Raw genomic sequence first — 19,652 nt, 5'->3', positions numbered from 1 at the left:
ATAAGCGTTTTTATATGCTATTAAGATAGTGTTCATACCTTGTTTTTAATGTAGCGTGACCTTATGCGTTGATTCATAGGTTCTGTAACCCATTTGTGCAGAAATTTAGCTAATAAAAAAGAGATAAAGATTACGGTGGCATATAATACATAAATCCACTCTTTTGAAAGTGCAGCTTCTTTATAAATTTTTACAAAAACGATGACTACAAACATGTGTGTTAAGTACATTTCATAACTTAATTCTCCCATTTTTTTAATTCCCTTCAGCACCCAAAAATCTTTTTGAGTATTTGTTTTTTCTTTATAATGTAGCCATAATACCAATAAGCTTACTCCTAATGATAATAGGGTTATGTTTAGTCCAATATCGGTGAGACCAGATCGATAAACAAAGCCTTTATAAAACATTATCAAAATGATAAAGCAACAACCAAGTATCATTAAAATGTTTATGATTTTTTTGGATATTTTGACTCTGTGGGCGATAATGGCAGTAATACATCCAAAAGCAATTGCATCTAGATAGGCTAAATGATTCCTGTCACCAAGTTCGTTATCAGGAAACATTCCTGTTCTTGCCCATGGAGAAATGATAAGAAACACAAAGATTAATGCTACAAAATGCCATTCTTTGCGTGCAAGTAAACATAAAATAGGAAATGTTAAGTAGAATATTTCTTCAATAGATATAGACCATAAAACATCCCAATTTGCAGGTAAATATCCGACCTGTATCTCTAACCAATTGATATGAAAGGTTAATGCTGCAAAAACAACTCTTATTAGAGAGGTTTTTTCTTCATTAATTATAAAACCAGGAATCTTTGCGATATGAAGTGTACTGAGTACAATTAATAATAAAATAAGCAATGGCGCTATCCTAGAAAATCTCATGATAAAAAAATCTTTAATTTTTATATCGGTAAGTGTTCCCCATTTTTTTATAGCTGAGCTTGTAATCAGATATCCTGATAATGTAAAAAAAATAATTACTCCATAAAATCCACTCCAAAAAAACAAACTATACCATCGCTTAGGTAATAAATCTCCTAATAAGGTTTCTTTGAAATTTACCTGTATATTGAGATGTAATAAGATGACAAATAGAATACAAAACCCACGAAGAATATCTATTCCTATATTCCGTCTTGGTAGCATATATTTCTAATTTTAAAAAAGAATAACTGATTGAAAGATAAAAGTATTCGAAAATAACGAGTTTTATTTGTCAAAAATTCTCTTTTTATATCTAGTTGTATACTTTTTTTACTGTTTTATGTGGATAAAAACGTATTGCTTATTCGTTAATGTTGAAGTTAGAAGGAGAAACTCCATAGGCTTTTTTGAATAATTTACTGAATGAAGGTAGGTCAGAAAATCCTAAAATTAAAGCTATTTCACTAGCTGTAAAATCTCCTTTTAAGATATAATGTTTTGCTTTGGATAAACGAAGCCAATTGATATATTGATGAGGAGTTTTACCAAAAACAGTTTTGAATGAGCTGTATAAATGAAATTTTGATAGAGAAGAGATATTGGATAATAAATCTAAGGATAATTTGTCACCAATATTGTCATGTATAAAATCTCTTACGATCAAAAGTCGCTTTAGTGTTTCTAGTTTTGTAGAGTTTTTTTTAGCTTTTATTTTATTGGCAATTTTATACCCATTTGTTTGTTCTTTGTATAATGATTGTAAAACTTCTATGGTAAGTTCTTCTGGGGATAAAAATTCATATTCTGCTTGACTACTTATGGTATGGATTTGATCTAATAATTTTCCAGAAGAATAATATTGGGTACTTAATGGACTTTCAATAAAAAAATATTCTTCCTTCAAAGTATCAAAAGGAGTGTCTAAAAGTTGAATTTGAGGAGAGTTTACATAAAAATTAAATTGTTTCCGAAAGTGATCCGAAATAGCAAAACTTAGTACATCAATGTATTTTTCTTCATTATTTATATACTCCCATCCCGAACTAGGGTTTGCAATGATAAATTTATCATCGTCAATTTTGGCATTTTTATCTCTCCAACATAATTGTCCTGATCCTTTTTTAAAATAGATAATGGTTAAACTGTTTTCGTCAAAAATATATCCCGGCAATGTTGTTACAAATCTCATCATAAAGTTTTGATCCTTAAATAAAAAGGGAACTTCTTTATCTTCTTTTTTAGAAAAGTGATTGTAATATTTGTCTTTATAAATAGATTTCATAATTTAAGTAGTTTGACATAATTATGAAGCATTTGTTACAATAGTTTGAAATATTTTTTCGATATTCATTTTAATTAGAGAGTTATCGAGGGTACATATCATTGTAAATTAAAATCTTTTAAAAAAATTATGAGGGTAGCATGAGCAGTATTTTTATTTGGTAAATAATGAAAACTTTCTCTCAAATATTAGAATATAAACCTATTAAATAATCTATAATTTGCACAGTAATCAGTTTATCGTATTTTTGGAATTCTTAAAATAAAAAATAAATCAACTATAATTGTGGGCGCTATTTTTGTCTGAATTATAATAAAAATAACACACTATTCACTTTAATTAAAAAAAATATAAATGAGATCTTTTTCAATAATCGCCTTTTTATTTTTTGTGACTCAACTTAGTTTTGCTCAAATTAGAAATAAGTATACTATTTCTTTTGATAATGCAGAACATCACGAAGCAAAAATCACTGCAAATTTTTCTAATCTTCAAAGTGGTACTGTTTCTTTAAAAATGAGCCGCACTTCTCCTGGTAGATATGCTATACATGACTTTGCAAAAAATGTTTATGATGTAAGAATTACAGATGGTAAAGGTAAAGAGGTAACTGTAACTAAGCCAAACCTTCATCAATGGGATATTTCTGGTCATGATGGTACTATTAATGTTTATTATACTTTATTTGCAAACAAGGGAGACGGTACGTATCCTCAATTTGATGAAACACATGCTATTGTAAATAACCCTGCTACTTTTATGTACGTACCTACTTTGAAGGACAGGCCGGTAGAAATCTTGTATGTTGTTAGAGACGACCTTCAATGGAGGGTTTCGACTCAAATGAAACCTCTTGGTAATAACTCATATATAGCAGAAAACCTTTATGATTTTATGGATAGTCCTGCATTAATCAGTAATCACTCGGTTAAGCAGTTTAAAATTGGTAACGGTAATGCTGAGTATACCATTAAAATGGCTTTAGATCATAATGGAACAGATGAAGAGGCTAATACTTTTTTAGAAGAGATTAAAAAAGTCGTAGAAGAGCAAAAACATATCTTTGGTGATTATCCTAGTTTTGATCATGATGAATATGTGTTCTTGGTAAGTTTTATGCCACAAGTTTCAAACGATGGGATGGAGCACCGTAATTCTACAGTAATTACAAAAACCAGAAGCCTTGCAGATGGAGGTATTAAAGGGAACATAAGTACTTTTGCACATGAGTTTTTTCACTCATGGAATATGGAACGTATAAGACCACTTTCGCTAGAACCGTTTGATTTTGAGAAAGAAAGTATGACTCAAGAATTATGGTTTGCAGAAGGATTTACAAGTTATTATACAAACCTTACCTTATGTAGAACGGGGATTATTTCAGAAGATGAGTATTTCAATAGAATTACAAATACATTTAATTCAGTTTGGAACTCTCCTGCTTTATCGACATACAATCCAAAAGACATGAGTCAAAAAGCTCCATTTTTTGATTGGGCAGTATATAATGATCCTATAAACGTAAATAACATATTTGTTTCGTATTATTCATATGGAAGTATGTTGGCATTAGCATTAGACTTATCCTTAAGAGATTATAAGGATGATTTGAGTTTAGATGATTTTATGAAATTATTCTGGACAAAATATGGTAAAACAGAAATACCTTATACTATCGAAAATGTATTTATAACACTAAGGGAATACGCAGGGGAATCATTTGCAGATAATTATTTTAAGGATTATATCAATAATAGTGAAAGACCTGATTTTAAGAAAATATTGGGGTCTGTTGCTATTTTCTTAAAGTCTGATAAAGCTCCTTATATTGGTGCAGAAATAGATTTTACAAAAAATGGGCTAGCAAAGATTTCAAATTATACAAAAAGAGGTACTCCCGCATATGAAGCTGGTTTAGAGAAAGGTGATATTATTGTTTCTATAGGAAATAAATCTTTTTCTGACATAGATCAATATAAAGAAGTTGTCAGTAAAAATAAAATAGGGAAGAAGGTTGCTGTAAAGTTCAAAAGACATGGTAAAGATAGAGAGGTCTTTGTGAAGATTGGAACTGACCCAAAGATAGAATTGGCAAAGTATACCAAACCTAATGAAAAAGCATTAGCATTGAGAGCACAGTGGTTAAGCTCTCAACAGAAAAAATAAATTCGCAATATTATTTTACACAAAAAAACCGATGCTTATGACATCGGTTTTTTTATTTATAAAATTATCTCCTGCTGTTTTGTAGCACTTGAATATATTCATTGGCTTTTAGCAAGTCTTCTTTTACCTTTTCTAATTCTTCTTTATAATCTTCTAGCTGTATCTCTACATCTTCAAGTTCTTTCAACTTATTTCTATAATCATGCAAGTCTGCATAAGAGTTTACGATATCATTATACATTTTAAATCTATATGTAGAGTCTTTTACAGGAATAGATTTTTGTAAATCTACAATCTTTGTATCAATCATTGCATTGTAATGCCTATAATTAAGGTCAGGAGTGTCTAAAGTGTCAATCAATGATTGTATCTCTGACATGTTATTAGAAAACTGCTCCTGAAACTCCATTTCTTTCTCAATTGCCTTTGAGCGTTCCATTAAATGATCTGCGATTTTTAAGGGAACTCTGTCAAAATCAAAAAAGAAGGCAAATACGATTAATCCAATAGTAAAAATAAATAATACTGAAAATTTCAGTATACTATTTCTTCTTTCTTTATTATTTTTTGGTTTCATCTAAAGGTTTTATGATTTTATGTTAGTCTAATAAGAAGCTTCGTCTGTTTTTTACATCTTCTTTTGCAATCACTTCTTCTTTTACAAATATATTAGAATCAGATTTTTTTCCAATATAATCTAATTCATTTAATTTTTTAAATAGTGATAACATCAATTTAGTAAAGCCCGAAACACTTTGTAGTGCTTTGTTAATATCTGTGTGTTGGTATTCTAGTTCGATCATTTCTACCAATACATTTTCAAAAGCCCCTTGGTTGAGGTCACACCATTCGGTTAAATAATTTAACAACTCCTCATTACCAGTGCCGATGTATACATCAAGATTATTTTTTATAATTCTTGCAGTAGATACTAATCTCGTAATCATATTAATAGGTGGAGCATGTCTGTCGTTAAATCTAAATTCAGGGATCATGCTTCCTAAATGCTGTAATAAATTTTGTGATAAAGTAAGTACCATTTTTGCTAAGTCATTTGACTGCTTTTTCTGATATATTTTTTGAATAATATTCATCGAATATTTTTCTAATGCATTAAAAAAGGTTGCAATTTCAGAATAAGTATACTTTAAATCTTGATGACTTTGAATTGAAGCACAAGGTGGTATAAAGTCTTCTGCCAAATAAGGAACACTGTCATTAAAAGCTATTTTTCCCAGAGTAATATGGTATTTTCCAAACTCTTCGGTATTGGTTTCGGTTTTGCCTACAATACTAAGATTGAATTCTGGAAGTACAAATGGATGCCTAGGAGGATCTTCATCCGGAAGAGAGTCTCCTACGGGTACTCTGCCATAAGGATTTACACTCAATACAATGTAGCACTCTTCGCCTATGTCGTTATTGACCTTGTATTCTGCTCTGATTACGCTTCCTTTGCCCTCTAGTAAAGAACTGGTTTCAGGAGATATATTAATTAAAAATCCTCCCGCAGTAATAGCTTTACATTTGGTCAGTTCTGCTTTTATAGTTTCCTGACCATCCATAGAAAGACTGATCTCAACAGCATCTTCTGATCCAAATAATGGAAGTAGCCCGTAATTAACAGAAGTTATATTCTGAGAACTTATTGCTTGAGAGAATTGAGTAAGGGCGTTTTCAGTTTGTATGAAATGATCTTTGTTAATTTTCATTCCATCGACCCAGTTAACTCTATGATGATGATCTTTTAGTTCCATATGTTATCAAATAAGCTTTTTAATACTTCTATGTTTTTTATTTTTAGAATATTCTATAGTTTAATATGTTTTTAGTTTGTATTGATCATTATTGAAAAACGTTCTATAATTTTTTAGTCAAATAACGATTGCAACCAACCTTTATAACCGATTTCTAAGTGTGTAATGCAATTATCTTTTTTGTCTCTGTATAATTTTATACTCTCTATCCTCTTTGCTTTTATTTTCTTATTTCGAATATGCTCGCAAAGTTTTTCGAAAGATATGGTTTTTCCTTTTATATAAACACTTCTATCAAATTCTCCACAAAAATAATCTGTAAAATCTTCTTTATACTTTTCTCGTGCTTCAACGAGATTTAATTTTTTCATGAAATCCGCCTCGCTAATATCCGGAGCTCTGAATTCTTCTCTTTTTTTATTGGGATTAAGAATAATTGGTGGAGGAGTTCTACCAACTCCTACAGTATCTTTTTTCTTACTAGCTTCTTTTTTTGGAAGTACCTCAATACGTTTACTTATACTTCGCTTTGAGTTTCCATCTACAATTAAAGTAACTGTTCTTACCCCTCTAGTACTATACGTATGTGTTGGATTTTTTTCTTTAGAGTCAACACCTGCTCGGTCACCAAATCGCCATTCCCATTTTTCTCCATATATAGTCTCATTAACAGGTTTTAGTTTTTCACCTACCCTTATTTTTGCCGGGATTGCAAAACTTACCAATTGTGTAGAATCAAAAACAGGTTTTTTTTCTGATATTTCAATTGTTTTAAACCCTTCGCATTGCCCGTTTACAATCAATTTTATATTATACTTACCAGGTTTTTCATAATAGTGGTTTGGCGAAATACCAGATTGTATTTGTGATCCATCACCAAAATCCCAGATTCTTTTGATTGCCCCTCTTGTATTATCTCTAAATCTAATAATTTCTCCCACTTCGTAATTATTAGAATCAGTTTTAAAATCAATAACTTCACATGGCGTATAATTGGTGTATTTGTAACCAAAAACAGAGGCAGTGATCAAAATCGCAGCGATAAAAAGAAAAATGACACTTTTATCAATGTGATTACTTTTTAAATTGTCTGAAGTTTCCATTTTTTTGTATTTAATTTAGTTATTCTTTATTGAGGGTACAAGAAGATTAGCTAAATGTGTTTTGTCATATTGTATATAAAGGTTTTAGGGTATGATTATGTTTTTTTAAGTAAATGAATATTAATTCATCAATGCTTAGTTCCATATTCTCTGGAATAATCCTTTTGGATATTCAATTTTGATATATTCTATACAATTATCTTTTTTTGCTCTATGAAATTTAAGACTTTGTATTTTTTTGACTTTGATCTTATTTTTCTGAATTTTTTCACAAAGTGTTTTAAATGAGATGCTTTTGTTTTTGATGTAAACAATCTTATTATCTAGTTTTCCGCATAGATAACTATTGAAGTTTTCTGCGAATTCTTTTTTCTCAGATACACGTTTTAATTTGTCTTTAAAAGCTGCTTCACTTATATCAGGAGCTCTGAATGTTTCTTCTTTTTCTTCATTAGGGTCAATTTCAATTATACCAGGGTCTCTCATTCCTGTAGATCCTCTACTTCCTCTACCTCTAGATCGTGTTGTTGTTGCTACAATTCGTCTTGGCAATACTCTGATGCGGTGACTGGTACTGTATTTTAATTCGCCATTAGCAATAAGTGTAACAGTTCTAGTTCCTTTTGTTCTGTATACATGTGTCGGACTTTTATCTTTAGAGTCTACGTCAGCATTATCACCAAATCGCCATTCCCACTTGTCTCCGTTTATTGTTTTATTAATTGGTTTTAATACTTCGCCAACTTTTATTGATGCAGGAATTGTAAATTGTGCGAGTTTGGTAGAGTCAAAGACACGTATTTTTTCTTTTATTACAATTGTCTTAAGACCTTCGCATTGCCCGTTAACTATTAATTTTACATTGTACTTGCCTGGTTTTTCATAATAGTGGTTTGGGGAAATACCTGATTGTATTTGTGATCCATCACCAAAATCCCAAATTCTTTTAATTGCTCCTTTTGTATTGTCTTTAAACCTTACAATCTCTCCAACTCTATAGTTATTAGAACTGGCTTTGAATTGAATCCCTTCACAAGGGATATGGTTTGCATATTTATAACCAAAAACAGATGCCGTAATCAAGATTGTTATTATAAAAAGAAAAATAACACTTTTGTCTATGTGATTACCTTTTAAATTGTCTGAAGTTTCCATTTTCTGTTTAATTTTATTTTGCTATTGTAATATGGTATGGAAAAACATTTAATGATTGTTCTTCTAATACGGATAATATATTTTTTTTAATAGAATTCCATTCTAATTCTGATGTCCTCACCTTTTTATTAGTATGAAGAATTATTTCTATTGAAGGGACTAACCCTTTTTGCAAATTTATTGCAGTTCTAAATCCTTTTTTTATTGTTATCTGCTCAATTTTATCACCACAAATCTCGTAACATAATGCTTTTATATCTTCTTTAGTTACAATTCTATTTCTTGTTAAAAGTGCTCTTCTGTATGCATACAAACGTTCTTCCATACTCAGGTCATTTTTTCCTTTGTATGTCGATGTAAGAAAGAAAGTTTCTTTTTGTTTAATCTCACTCCCTTTATAAACTTGTAATGAAGTGCCAGATTTTATTTGATTGGCTTCATCTCCATTAGTTGTCCAATAGTCTATCAAAAGAGTGTCTTTTTTTCTCAATGGCTTAACAGAAATATAATTTGTCTCTGCAGTAGCATTGTTCATGTCAGATAATTTTTTTTCTAACGCAGCGATATTTTGATTCAGTTCATTGATGTTAGATTGTAAAAAATCACTTCCAAAAATCGAAAAGGCAGCACTTTCATCTTTCAATAATTCTACTAAATGTAATAAATATTCTTTAGCTTTTCTAGAATCAAGCTTACCAACATTATCTCTTCTTATGACAAAAGTACCTTTTTGGTCTTGTTCAGAATCATTTTCGATAAGTTTATATGGCTTTCCAGAAGTATTTGTGATGGATTTAATATCCAAAAATAAATCCATTGTACTTATTGGGATTACATCTATATAGTCTTTTAATTGAAATGAGATGCTTTCTAGCTTTCTGTTAATGACAGGAAAAGAATTAAGAGATGTAAAAATATTTTTTAAAATGTCGGCATCAATAATTCTAGAGAAAACGACTTTTATCCATGTAAGATTTTCAAACTCTTCGTGATCTTTGAGATGTAAGAGCTTTTTAAAATCTGATGGGAGTGTATTTTCTGAGTCTAAAGAAACATTTGAGTTTATAGTAACAAAATGTTTTTGATACGTTTTATTTACCTCATTTTCTATTGTTATGGTTTTATTAGGTTTCAATGAAAAGATTGATTCTAATTGAATCAATTCTCCTTGTCTGCTATTTATGAAACCTCCATTTGTATCTAATGGTTGATCTTTAAAATAGAGTTCAGCATTTTGAAGATGATGATAAAACAAATCTTTGTCTTGAACGTCTAATAATTCAAAGAATAATGAAACACCTTTTAGATCTATTTCTTTATTCTCTGATTTTATCCCAAGGTATAATGTTGATGGGGGGAGTTTAGTATTCCCCTTCAATGATAATTTGCTACTGGACTTTGTTTTTCCTTCAACTTCATATGCTTCATCATCGCATACAATATGAGTTATTTTTGCATCTACAAGTTTATAGTCTTGTACAGGAGAGAAAAATATATTTTTGATCTCTTGCCCTGCATTACGGGTTTTGACTTTCTTTTTGAAATAAAATAAGTTCTCAGGTGCGATCAACATGTCTTTACTAGATGGTTCTGCATATGCTATTGCATGGGCAGGTCTGGCACCATAAAGCGTGTCCGGAGTCATTAATTGTATCAAGCGCTCTGTTATTCTCGTTTGAGAACTATTTATTTCGCCAGAAATTTTTGAGATTTCAGAGGCGCAAGCTCCTATGAGTAGTGAAATTATAGGATCAAAAGAATTTTCGATTTCGTTAGGCGGCACACCCCATAATGAAGCTGCCTTTTTGATCATTCTGTTCTTTATCTGTGTGTTGTTTTCTAAACTCATAAGTTTTTAATATGAAAGCGGGGCAATATAAAAACGTTCTGTAGAAATAAAAGGTTCATTTGTTTGACGAATTGTACCTTTTATTCTAATATTTACACGTTTTTTTACTCTATTTAAGTTTTTTTCTCCTTTGAACTCTTCTTGTTCTATAATTACATCAACAGACACATTTTTTAATCTCCGTTCTTGCAAAGTAATACTTTCAAAAAGCGAGTCTGTAATGATATCTCTCAATTTATTATTATTGGTTAAGTTGTCAAAATCTACATTCCATATTGAGCAGCCAAATGTTTCATCAAATGCACATTCTCCAAAATGAGAAGTCGTAATCAAATGAATGAAGTTTGAGATAGACTTTTTTATACCACATTGATCTATTTCATCATTGTCTACAAATTTCTTTGTTTGTAATGGTAAAGTGTAAAAAGAGGTTATCATTAATGAATTTTTTTAAAGGATACGCAATTTAATAAAGATTTTAGTTTCATTTACATTTTACATGTAAACAATAAATCAAAATCATATGATTTTATAGTTTTATGGCTAATGTTTTGTTTTTATATAATTATGTGTATGTTAAATTTATGATTTTAGAAGTTTAAAGGTCTACAGATAAAGAATATTTTTTTACCCTGAAAACAGGGTTTTTATTTCTTAATTATTTCTTTTTATTTGTCTTATTATACTAGGAATAAGTAATTGAAACATTTGTATTGATTACTAATGTTTTTGATTGGATAAGTTTCTATTTTCTTAGAAAGATTATATGGATTTTACATGTAAATATTACATTTTTGTGAATTCATTTATCAGTCTAAATATTTCACTTGGAAATTAATTTTTTATAGCTTATATTGAATAGATAAAGCTGTTATTAAGTAAAGAAAATAACTAGAAGTTTTTATATTTGCGTAAATGTTTGGGTATGAAAAAAAATCACATTAATACAATTTTAATATTAGGGTTTATAGTATTTTTTGGATGTAAAGGGGCAAAAATAGACGGTCCAATAATAAGTACACCGACTCAGGAAAAACTGGATCCTATTCAGGAAAAATATGCTCCTATTATTGGAGTGACTCCAAAGGAAATTGAAAATATTCCACTTTATGCTTTTATAGATTCTTGGATGGGAACTCCATATAGATTAGGAGGTGAGACCAAAAGAGGTATTGATTGTTCTTTTTTTACACAGTTTTTATATCATGATGTTTATGGAGGTTTGATAGAAAGAACCGCAGAAAAACAATTTATGGCACCTGATACTAAAAAATTTGTTGGGCAAGAATATTTGAAAGAGGGAGATTTGTTATTCTTTAATTCTAAAGGTTCTAAGTATGAAATTATATCACATGTAGGAGTTTATCTAGGCAATGATAAGTTTGTTCATTCTACTTCAAATAAAGATAGACTTACCGGTTCTAATGGTGTGCAAATAAGTAATTTTAGAGATCGATATTGGCAACGAATGTTTGTAGCTGCCGGTAGAAAACCTCTTAATTCTAAAAATGAGGTAAACAAAGACGACTAGCACAAATATTATTATCTTGATTTAAAAGAGTTTCCCCAAAATACATGAAGAAAAGTACACAAATAGAAGATATCCACGAAGAACTATTGTCTATTTTTAATAACCTGAAAGCAGAGGTTTTTGTAGCAGAGATCCTTGAAAAATCTGATTTGGATTTTCAGGATATAGATATTTTCAATAAAAGTACTTTTACGAGATCTTATCGTCGGGATGTTATTAATTTTTCAATAGATACAAATACGAATAATTCTGATGATAAGCTTCAGTTTAATCTAGCCCGTAACGGTCTTTATGATATTTTGCCAGAAGGTCTTTTTCATGCTCCTATCGATAGAAAGAAGTCTTTAGATTACAAACAATTAAGAAGAAAACATAAGCAAGACGAAAGTCATGCTCGTGATTTTTTTGCTCCATTAGAAAATGAGTTTTTTGTTCAAAAGGTAAAGGTTGAACAAAACGAACGTGTTCTAGTCGATAAATTTGTCAATTTAAAAAACGAGTTCTTGATAGATTTGTGGGGGTTAAATAAGAATATGCCTACAGAATATAATATCAAATTGCTCCAACTTTTACCATATACCCATAGAATTTCAGGGGATAAGGATTTAATTGCGCTATGTCTTGAAAAAATCATTGGAGAGACAGTAAGCATTAAACGATTATTAGAGCCATATTCTGAAATAATAGAACAAGAGAGTGAAAATAGACTTGGTATGGATCTTGTTTTAGCATTAGAAGAAACTCGTGTTCTATACCCTGTTTTTGAAATTACTATAGGCCCCGTTGAAAGAAAAAATATAGATAAATTTCTCGAAAATAGTATAACTAGACAATTTATTAGTATCTTTTGCGACTATTTTATCCCAATAGAAATTGATACTAGACTTAACATCACATATCTTGAAAAAGAAAGCATATTTGTTTTAAATGAAACCAACAGTCCCAGAATGGGGTTAACAACTATGATATAAAATGATCTTATTAACTGCTATGAACGCTGAATTTTTGAAAGTAGGTATATTATTACTCGCTGTGAGTGTATTGCTTATGGGTTTTGTGACTGGTCTTAAAAAACTATTTACAAAAAATAAAAAGAAATTCTTTATTTACATCTTAATTGTTTTATTATTATTTGGCTTAACAGCTTTGCTGAGTAACGAAAAAGTTTTAGATGACATTCCCCTAAATAGCTTTATCGGCTTTCAAATTATCTTTTTAATTTTTGGAGGCTTACATGTTTTAGCGCTCAGAAAATTTTTCCCTGATCTTAATGAAAAAACGACTTCTTTTTGGTCAGAGTTTTTGTATACCGTAGTAACAGTTTGTCTAGGTTTAATTTCTTTTATTTATGTGGTAGGCATTTTTAAACCGGAATATAAATACATATTTACAGCCTCTGCAATCTGTTTTGTAGTGCCATTTATGTTGGTAAAGTTGTATGAATTTTCAATTTCGATACCTGTACCGGTCTATAAAAAATGGTTCTATCCTGTTGATAAAAAGGTAAAAGATCCTAAAGATGAGGAACTGATTAACCCTCTAGTTATTTCTTTTGAATTTAATAAAGGGAAAAACCTTGATGAGATCAGTAATTTTAGACTGAAAGCACCTGAGAAAATGGAATTTGGTAAGTTATTTTACTTTTTTATCAATGATTATAACGAACGACATCCAGGAGGAGAGATCAAGTTTCTTGATGATCAAAACAACCCTTTTGGCTGGATTTTTCATACCAAACCGAATTGGTTTGGAATACAAAGACACATCGACTTTACCAGAACTGTAGACTCCAATAATATCAAAGAAAATGATGTTATTATTTGTAGAAGAGCTTAAATAATTTTGTTAAAATTTACTTAAAAATGGATTTGATTTTATAGGTCAAATCCATTTTTTTTTGCTTAAAAACATAGTCAAAAATAGTGAACTTCAAATTTGTAGTCTTTTTCTTATTTTTTTTGAAAATATGAAGAAATGCTTGATTTAAAATGAATTAAGGAACAAAAAAATGACTATATTTGATATGTGCAAGTCACGTTTATTATTATTTATATTTATTATTAATTTTTAAAAATTTATCCATTATGTCTTTTAAAGCAAAATTAAAAGTAGGAGGTAAAGAGTACAATGTATTAAGTACTGATTATTGTTTAACTCAACAAATTGATGCAACAGGTCGTCCATCTTCTGTTACTAGAGGAGGATTGATTAACATTGAGGTAGAATCTACAGCAGATACAAGTTTGTCTGACTGGATGTTTAATAACTTCGAAATGAGAAGTGGTAGTATCGTATTTTTGAAAAGAGATACAGAAGCAACTTCTAAAGAATTAAACTTTACGGACGCCTATGCGGTTAAATATTTAGAAAGTTTTGATTCCGATAGTAAAAACCCAATGACTGAGAAACTTACTATTTCAGCTAGAGAGATAGGAATAGGAAACGGAGAGCATGTTAATGAGTGGGTATAAAAAACCTATCAAAAAAAAATTTTCATCATTATATTCAATATAATAACGAAAATATAGAAGAGGGAGTGTATTTCACTCCCTTTTTTTAACAATGTTAGTTAATGTTTTTATAGCTAATTTGTAAAAAACTAATTTAACTTAATAAATTTATTTAGTTATGTCATTTTTATCAAAATTACATATAGATGGAGAAGAATTCAATGTACTAGAATTTGAATTTTCTGTAGAACAAAGTGTTGACGAATCGAATAGACCGTGTGCAAGACCTAAGGGAGGCGTAATAGAAATGCTTATAGAGTCTAATACTAAAGTTGATTTTTTTGAGTGGTCTAAATCAAGTTCAGCTACTAAAGATGGACGGATTGAATTTTACAGAAGAGATAACATCTCTAGTCTTAAAAAACTTCAATTTAATGAAGCGTATTGTATCAAATACACAGAAAAATTTAATAGCATAGATAATGAACCTCTTAAAATATTTTTGAAAATTTCTGCAAAAGAACTGACAATGAGAGGAACTACACTGACTAATAATTGGCCTCTTAAGGCTTAATTTTGGGATTAAGAAATTATTTTATAGGAATATAAAATATAAAAAAATAGAGGAGAGGTTTAAATAGATTATTTAAGTCTCTTTTTTATTGATGATCCTATCCAATAACTTTATAATTTGTTTATTGATTAATTTTTTTAAATTAAAGGTATAAAAAAAATCATCTAAAAAGTTTTAGATGATTTTTTAAGAAGTTTTTTGAAAATTTTAATTCTTTATTCTTGTTCGTATTCAGAATTCCATTCTGATCCATCGTCTCCTTTTTGACCGTCCATTTTAATCATAAAGTTTTTTGCAGGAAAATAGGGTTTCATATGGATGTCAAGATGTACTCTGTCTTTTTGTGTTGGATCTTGTTCAAAACGTTTAATAGAAAAATCTTCAATAAGTTTATCAGGGCCGGTAATATTGTCTAAAAATTTAACGATTTGTCCCATAAGTTCTTTACGAGTCCTTGCATTAAAATTTTCAAAAGCTCGTCGATTTAAGAAATCCATTAACACTTTGGTTACATAATCGAATACACGTACTACTGAGTATGTTTGTAATCCAAGATTGTCTCCATTAAATAACGTTTTAGCAGAGAATGCCATTACTTTACCATATTCGTTAACCATAGGTACCAAACCAAGTTTTTCTAACTGAGAAATTTCACCTTTCTTAAGATCGAAACGTACACCATCTACTTCGTTCATACCCCCGAATTTCTTACCTGCGGTAACTTGAGACATTAACGTCTTGTAGATTTTACCACCAAGTGCACTGGATGGTGGAACAAAAAGATCATCTTCTTCACCTACTTCATCATGTTTACCTCTTCCTACAAGCCAGTTACATGCCATAATTACGTTTGAACGATATTTGTCTCCACCGGTTAAATTTGCGGCTTCAAATAGCTCCATAACATCGTCTGGTTCGTCTAAATGTTCAAAATCGGTTACCATCATCACTTTGTTGTCATGCGCAATCTTTGCCCATTTTTCAATCACTTTGTTTGAACCAAGATACCCTGGTACGACTAATAAGCCATAGTTGTCTCTAAGATCTAAACGGTCATACCCTTGCACCAATTCTTCTTGTACAGCATCTATAAATCGAGTATTGTCAAGATCCTTTAATTGTTCTAGTTCTGCATTAAGGATATTAATGTTTTTGATTTTTTGAGATTCAGTATTTTTATAAAACAATGCTACAGAGCGATAGGATTGTTCTAGCTCTCTAGTTTGTTCTAGAGCAGCTCCAAGATTTTTTGCTAGAGAATTTGCGGCGATTTCAGATCTTTTTTCGGATTCGTCAGCCATTTCTGAAATATCATCAGAAGATGATAAGATATCATTCCAAATCTCTAGTGTTTTTTGTAGTTTTTGGCGCTCTAATTTTTTAGATGATTCAGTAAGAAATATCTTTTTTCTAGCTTTACGATCAGGATTTAGATTTTGCACATCATCAATACATGCTTCTATAAGATCAAATCCTCCGTACTTTGCTAATTTTTCTTCGTTAGCCTTAAGTTCTTTAGCAGGATTTTCTATCTTAATTTCCTGTTTTGCTTTTTGTTCTAATGCCATATAAAATTGTTTTTTTTATCCTTGTTGCTGTAATTCTGCAATTAATGACTGAATTGATTTTATAAGTGCTTCTTTAGCTTCAGGGTCTGCTAATGCGGATTTTAAAATTTTGTTAGATTTAAGTTGTTTTACAACTTTCAGGTATTGGTCTTTTTCTGTATCAAGATCACCAAGATACTTGCTTTGTTCAATAATACCTTTTTTACCAAAGTTGCCTAAATGACTAAACTTAAGGGTTTCTTTACTTTCTACACCATCAGCGTCTTCAAATTCTACATCTACTTCTGGCTTGTAGTGATCAAAAACATGATCAATAGAAGTTAGCCCTGTTGTAACTTGTGGTTTTAAAGGTTGGTCTTTTGTGAGTTTTTGTATAAGTAACGTTTTGTTTTGTCCAATTTCAATAATCGCTTCACTTGCGTCAGTTTTTACTTCCGTTCCTCCTAAGCCATATGAATTATCCATAAATCAGTGGTTTTTAATGTGTTTTTATAAAATATAAATATACTAAAATTTACTAGAGATCATAGTGTTAGCTATAATTCCATACTAATTTTTCTTCTTTAATATCTAAATTTACCAAATTTCCTTTACCAATCTTACCGGTAATCAACATTCTTGATAAAGGAGATCTAAGTTCTGTACGTATTACGCCACGCAAGGGTCTTGCTCCGTATTTTGGTGTAAATCCTTTGTGAGCAAGAAATTCTTTTGCCGTATCTGTTAATTCGAGTTTAATCTCTTGTTTTTCTAATGCCTTAAGCAAGTCTTTCATCTGAATATCAAAAATCTTAACGACATTTTCTTTTGTAATTGGTGCAAAAGGAACAATTTCTGTAAGTCTTCCTAGAAATTCCGGCCTAAAGTGTCTGGACATCAATTCGAGTAAGTCCGATGATTTTGGGATTTCTCCACCTGTAAAAGACTTTACGACATGTTCGCTACCAATATTCGATGTGAATAATACAACTGCGTTAGAAAAGTCTCCCGTTTTTCCGAGTCTGTCATTTAATTTTCCTTCATCTAGTATTTGTAAGAAAATATCGAATACAGAAGGGTGTGCTTTTTCAATTTCATCAAATAAGACAATAGAGTAAGGTTTTTGCCTGATTTTATTTACTAGCAAACCACCTTCTTCATACCCTACATATCCAGGAGGAGCACCGTATAATAATGCGGCAGAGTGTTCTTCTTTGAACTCAGACATATCAAATCGTATAATAGCTTCTTCTGTCTGAAATAAAAATTCTGCAAGGGATTTGGCAAGCTCTGTTTTTCCTGTTCCAGTAGGGCCTGTAAAAAAGAAAGAACCTATTGGTAATCCGGGTTTGCTTAATCCAGATCGTGATTCGAGAACAGCTTCTGTAATCGTTTTTACAGCATAATCTTGTCCGATAACACGTTTTTTGAGGTGTTCTTCCATGGTAAGTAAGCGTTCTTTTTCGTCCGCTTGAAGCTTACCAACAGGAATCCCGGTTTTATTTGCAATGGTAGAGGATACATCGTTTTTGTCGATATTTTCTTTTTCTTTTTGAGCTTTGGTTAGAAATCTTTCTAGTATATCTTCAATGATATCAATACCTTGTTTTGGAGTATCTACGCCCTCAAAAGTGTCTTCTTCACCAAGTTCTGTGAATAATAAGTAACTAAAATTGTTTTTTAGATTATCCCAGTGCCAGCGAATACTTTCTATTTTTTCTTCATCGGTTTTATCATTTTCTTCAATTGCTGATAAACTTTCTTTTACATCTTTTGTTTTTGCGTCTGTAGTTTCAAGCATATATCTCGAGGCAGACATGGTTCTATCGATAAGATCTATAGCCGCATCGGGTAAACTACGGTCTTTATTGAATCTTTTTGAAAGACGAATAGCTTCTGCAATAGTTTCATCATCTATACCCAGTTTATGATGTTCTTTGTATTTGTCAATAGTGTTAGAAATCATGGTAAGCGCATCTTTTTCTGATGGTTCTTCTAGAGCAACTTTTTCGAATCGTCTTACTAATCCTTCATCAGTTTCGATATGCTTTCTAAACGCATCATTGGTAGCAGTAGCAATAAATGTTACTTCTCCCTTGGCTAACTCTGATTTTAAAATATTTGTTAAACCTTGATTACCGTTATCTTTATTGGTTAGATTATTGATCTCGTCGATTAATAAAACAGGTTTTTCAAAGGTTTTGATTGCAGTGATAATTTTTTTGAATCGATCTTCTACTTCACTTTTATAACTAGCGCCAGATACCAGATGAATAAAATCAAGTTCATATATCTGAGCATTTTTTAAAGTATCAGGAACGGCACCGTTTATGATGGCATCAACAAAACCATCTAGCAAAACGGTCTTACCAACACCGGGATCACCGGTTATAAGTACATTAGGTTTAGAATGTCTACCTAATATTTCTACAATCATTTTAATTTCTGCATCTCTTCCAAAAATATTATCCAGATTACCATTTTTTGCCTCTAATGTTTTATCAAAACAATACTCATCAAGGATGCCGGCATCAATATTTTTTTGAGTTCCTGATTGAGCTTTCTTTTTTCCGGATACACTTCCGTTAGCCTGAGCCGAACCAGAAGTAGCACTAATCATGATTTCGTCTGCTTTTATAGGTAGTGTTTTAAGTTGTTCATAAGAAAAACCAACTCCCGGAGTACAAAGCGAAATTAATAAAGCTGTTGTAGTAATATCTTCATCTCCTAATTTAAGCTTTAAATTATCAGCTTCATTAAAAGTTGCTTCTATAGATTTATCACCTTCAATTTTGTCAGGGATGCTTCCCGCTCTTGGTAACGCTTCGATTCGTACTTCAGACCATTCTTCTATATAAAAGGTATCAGCATCTATTGCAAAAAGGAGATCCTTTAGACCGGCATCTTTATGTAATAGTGCTTTTAATAAGTGTGCAGCATTATATTGACCGTTATGATATTCTCTTGCAATTGATTGTGCAATATGAATTACATTTTTTACTTCTTGAGAAAGTGAGTATCCTAAAGTTTGCATGAAGTTATTTTATTCTATCATTTGTGAGTAACGAAATAACAAAAAATCATTGAGAAACAATATTTTTTTATCCAAGAAATCACAAAATCTAAATACTTTATTTTTTAATTATTTTCAAGATTTATCTTAGAAGAAACCAAAAATGAATAATCGTATTATTCATTTTTGTTTTCTGCATACAAATTGAATATTTCAAAAGTCCATAAAAAAAGAGTCTAATATTACCCTGAAAACAGGGTTTTTTATCCTAGTTTTATCTTCTTATA

At 30.5% G+C, this 19,652-nt stretch carries 17 protein-coding genes; 6 read left to right on the top strand and 11 right to left on the bottom strand.

Annotated elements, in window-relative coordinates:
• Nucleotides 1-32 precede the first annotated feature (32 nt).
• Entirely contained in the window at nucleotides 33-1,160 is a 1,128-nt protein-coding gene (locus FHK87_RS25015) for an acyltransferase family protein (protein WP_140597622.1), read from the bottom strand.
• A 139-nt stretch (nucleotides 1,161-1,299) separates the two neighbouring features.
• Complete coding sequence (locus tag FHK87_RS25010; protein WP_140597621.1) at nucleotides 1,300-2,220, bottom strand: helix-turn-helix domain-containing protein; 921 nt, start codon at nucleotides 2,218-2,220, stop codon at nucleotides 1,300-1,302.
• A 354-nt stretch (nucleotides 2,221-2,574) separates the two neighbouring features.
• On the opposite strand from FHK87_RS25010, the gene FHK87_RS25005 reads away from it, so the two are divergent.
• On the top strand, nucleotides 2,575-4,386 hold the full coding sequence (locus FHK87_RS25005) for a M61 family metallopeptidase (protein ID WP_140597620.1): 1,812 nt from the start codon (nucleotides 2,575-2,577) through the stop codon (nucleotides 4,384-4,386).
• A 64-nt stretch (nucleotides 4,387-4,450) separates the two neighbouring features.
• Here the strand turns inward: FHK87_RS25005 and tssO are convergent, their stop codons facing one another.
• From tssO to FHK87_RS24975, 6 genes are all read right to left on the bottom strand, one after another.
• Nucleotides 4,451-4,963, bottom strand: a complete 513-nt coding sequence (gene tssO / locus FHK87_RS25000; RefSeq protein ID WP_140597619.1) for a type VI secretion system TssO — start codon at nucleotides 4,961-4,963, stop codon at nucleotides 4,451-4,453.
• A 22-nt stretch (nucleotides 4,964-4,985) separates the two neighbouring features.
• Nucleotides 4,986-6,143, bottom strand: coding sequence for a hypothetical protein (locus FHK87_RS24995; protein ID WP_140597618.1), 1,158 nt, complete (start codon nucleotides 6,141-6,143; stop codon nucleotides 4,986-4,988).
• A gap of 113 nt (nucleotides 6,144-6,256) precedes the next feature.
• A complete protein-coding gene (locus FHK87_RS24990; protein ID WP_140597617.1) occupies nucleotides 6,257-7,246 on the bottom strand; it encodes a PKD domain-containing protein in 990 nt (329 codons plus the stop codon).
• Between the two features lie 135 nt (nucleotides 7,247-7,381).
• A complete protein-coding gene (locus FHK87_RS24985; protein WP_140597616.1) occupies nucleotides 7,382-8,401 on the bottom strand; it encodes a PKD domain-containing protein in 1,020 nt (339 codons plus the stop codon).
• A gap of 13 nt (nucleotides 8,402-8,414) precedes the next feature.
• On the bottom strand, nucleotides 8,415-10,250 hold the full coding sequence (locus FHK87_RS24980; protein WP_140597615.1) for a type VI secretion system baseplate subunit TssF: 1,836 nt from the start codon (nucleotides 10,248-10,250) through the stop codon (nucleotides 8,415-8,417).
• A 6-nt stretch (nucleotides 10,251-10,256) separates the two neighbouring features.
• On the bottom strand, nucleotides 10,257-10,688 hold the full coding sequence (locus FHK87_RS24975) for a GPW/gp25 family protein (protein WP_140597614.1): 432 nt from the start codon (nucleotides 10,686-10,688) through the stop codon (nucleotides 10,257-10,259).
• A gap of 487 nt (nucleotides 10,689-11,175) precedes the next feature.
• Here FHK87_RS24975 and FHK87_RS24970 point away from each other — a divergent pair, with 487 nt between their 5' ends.
• The 5 genes from FHK87_RS24970 (at nucleotide 11,176) to tssD (FHK87_RS24950) (ending at nucleotide 14,805) form a co-directional block, all read left to right on the top strand.
• Nucleotides 11,176-11,781: an NlpC/P60 family protein gene (locus FHK87_RS24970; RefSeq protein ID WP_140597613.1), complete on the top strand. Its 606-nt coding sequence runs from the start codon at nucleotides 11,176-11,178 to the stop codon at nucleotides 11,779-11,781.
• Nucleotides 11,782-11,825: 44 nt separating this feature from the next.
• Nucleotides 11,826-12,752, top strand: coding sequence for a hypothetical protein (locus tag FHK87_RS24965; RefSeq protein ID WP_140597612.1), 927 nt, complete (start codon nucleotides 11,826-11,828; stop codon nucleotides 12,750-12,752).
• Between the two features lies 1 nt (nucleotide 12,753).
• Nucleotides 12,754-13,617, top strand: a complete 864-nt coding sequence (locus FHK87_RS24960) for a TssN family type VI secretion system protein (protein WP_140597611.1) — start codon at nucleotides 12,754-12,756, stop codon at nucleotides 13,615-13,617.
• Between the two features lie 248 nt (nucleotides 13,618-13,865).
• Nucleotides 13,866-14,252: a type VI secretion system tube protein TssD gene (tssD, locus tag FHK87_RS24955; protein ID WP_140597610.1), complete on the top strand. Its 387-nt coding sequence runs from the start codon at nucleotides 13,866-13,868 to the stop codon at nucleotides 14,250-14,252.
• A gap of 157 nt (nucleotides 14,253-14,409) precedes the next feature.
• Nucleotides 14,410-14,805 carry a type VI secretion system tube protein TssD gene (gene tssD, locus FHK87_RS24950; protein ID WP_140597609.1) on the top strand — a complete coding sequence of 132 codons (396 nt, stop codon included), beginning with the start codon at nucleotides 14,410-14,412 and terminating at the stop codon, nucleotides 14,803-14,805.
• A 215-nt stretch (nucleotides 14,806-15,020) separates the two neighbouring features.
• Here tssD (FHK87_RS24950) and FHK87_RS24945 read toward each other — a convergent pair whose 3' ends face one another.
• From FHK87_RS24945 to FHK87_RS24935, 3 genes are all read right to left on the bottom strand, one after another.
• Complete coding sequence (locus tag FHK87_RS24945; protein ID WP_140597608.1) at nucleotides 15,021-16,373, bottom strand: DUF5458 family protein; 1,353 nt, start codon at nucleotides 16,371-16,373, stop codon at nucleotides 15,021-15,023.
• 15 nt (nucleotides 16,374-16,388) lie between these two features.
• A complete protein-coding gene (locus FHK87_RS24940; protein ID WP_140597607.1) occupies nucleotides 16,389-16,838 on the bottom strand; it encodes a hypothetical protein in 450 nt (149 codons plus the stop codon).
• A 67-nt stretch (nucleotides 16,839-16,905) separates the two neighbouring features.
• Nucleotides 16,906-19,386: an ATP-dependent Clp protease ATP-binding subunit gene (locus FHK87_RS24935; RefSeq protein ID WP_140597606.1), complete on the bottom strand. Its 2,481-nt coding sequence runs from the start codon at nucleotides 19,384-19,386 to the stop codon at nucleotides 16,906-16,908.
• Nucleotides 19,387-19,652: the final 266 nt, after the last annotated feature.

The organism is Aquimarina algicola (assembly GCF_006443095.1).
In the GTDB taxonomy this organism is placed as follows: domain Bacteria; phylum Bacteroidota; class Bacteroidia; order Flavobacteriales; family Flavobacteriaceae; genus Aquimarina; species Aquimarina algicola.
This window is presented reverse-complemented; position numbering and strand designations above follow the sequence as displayed.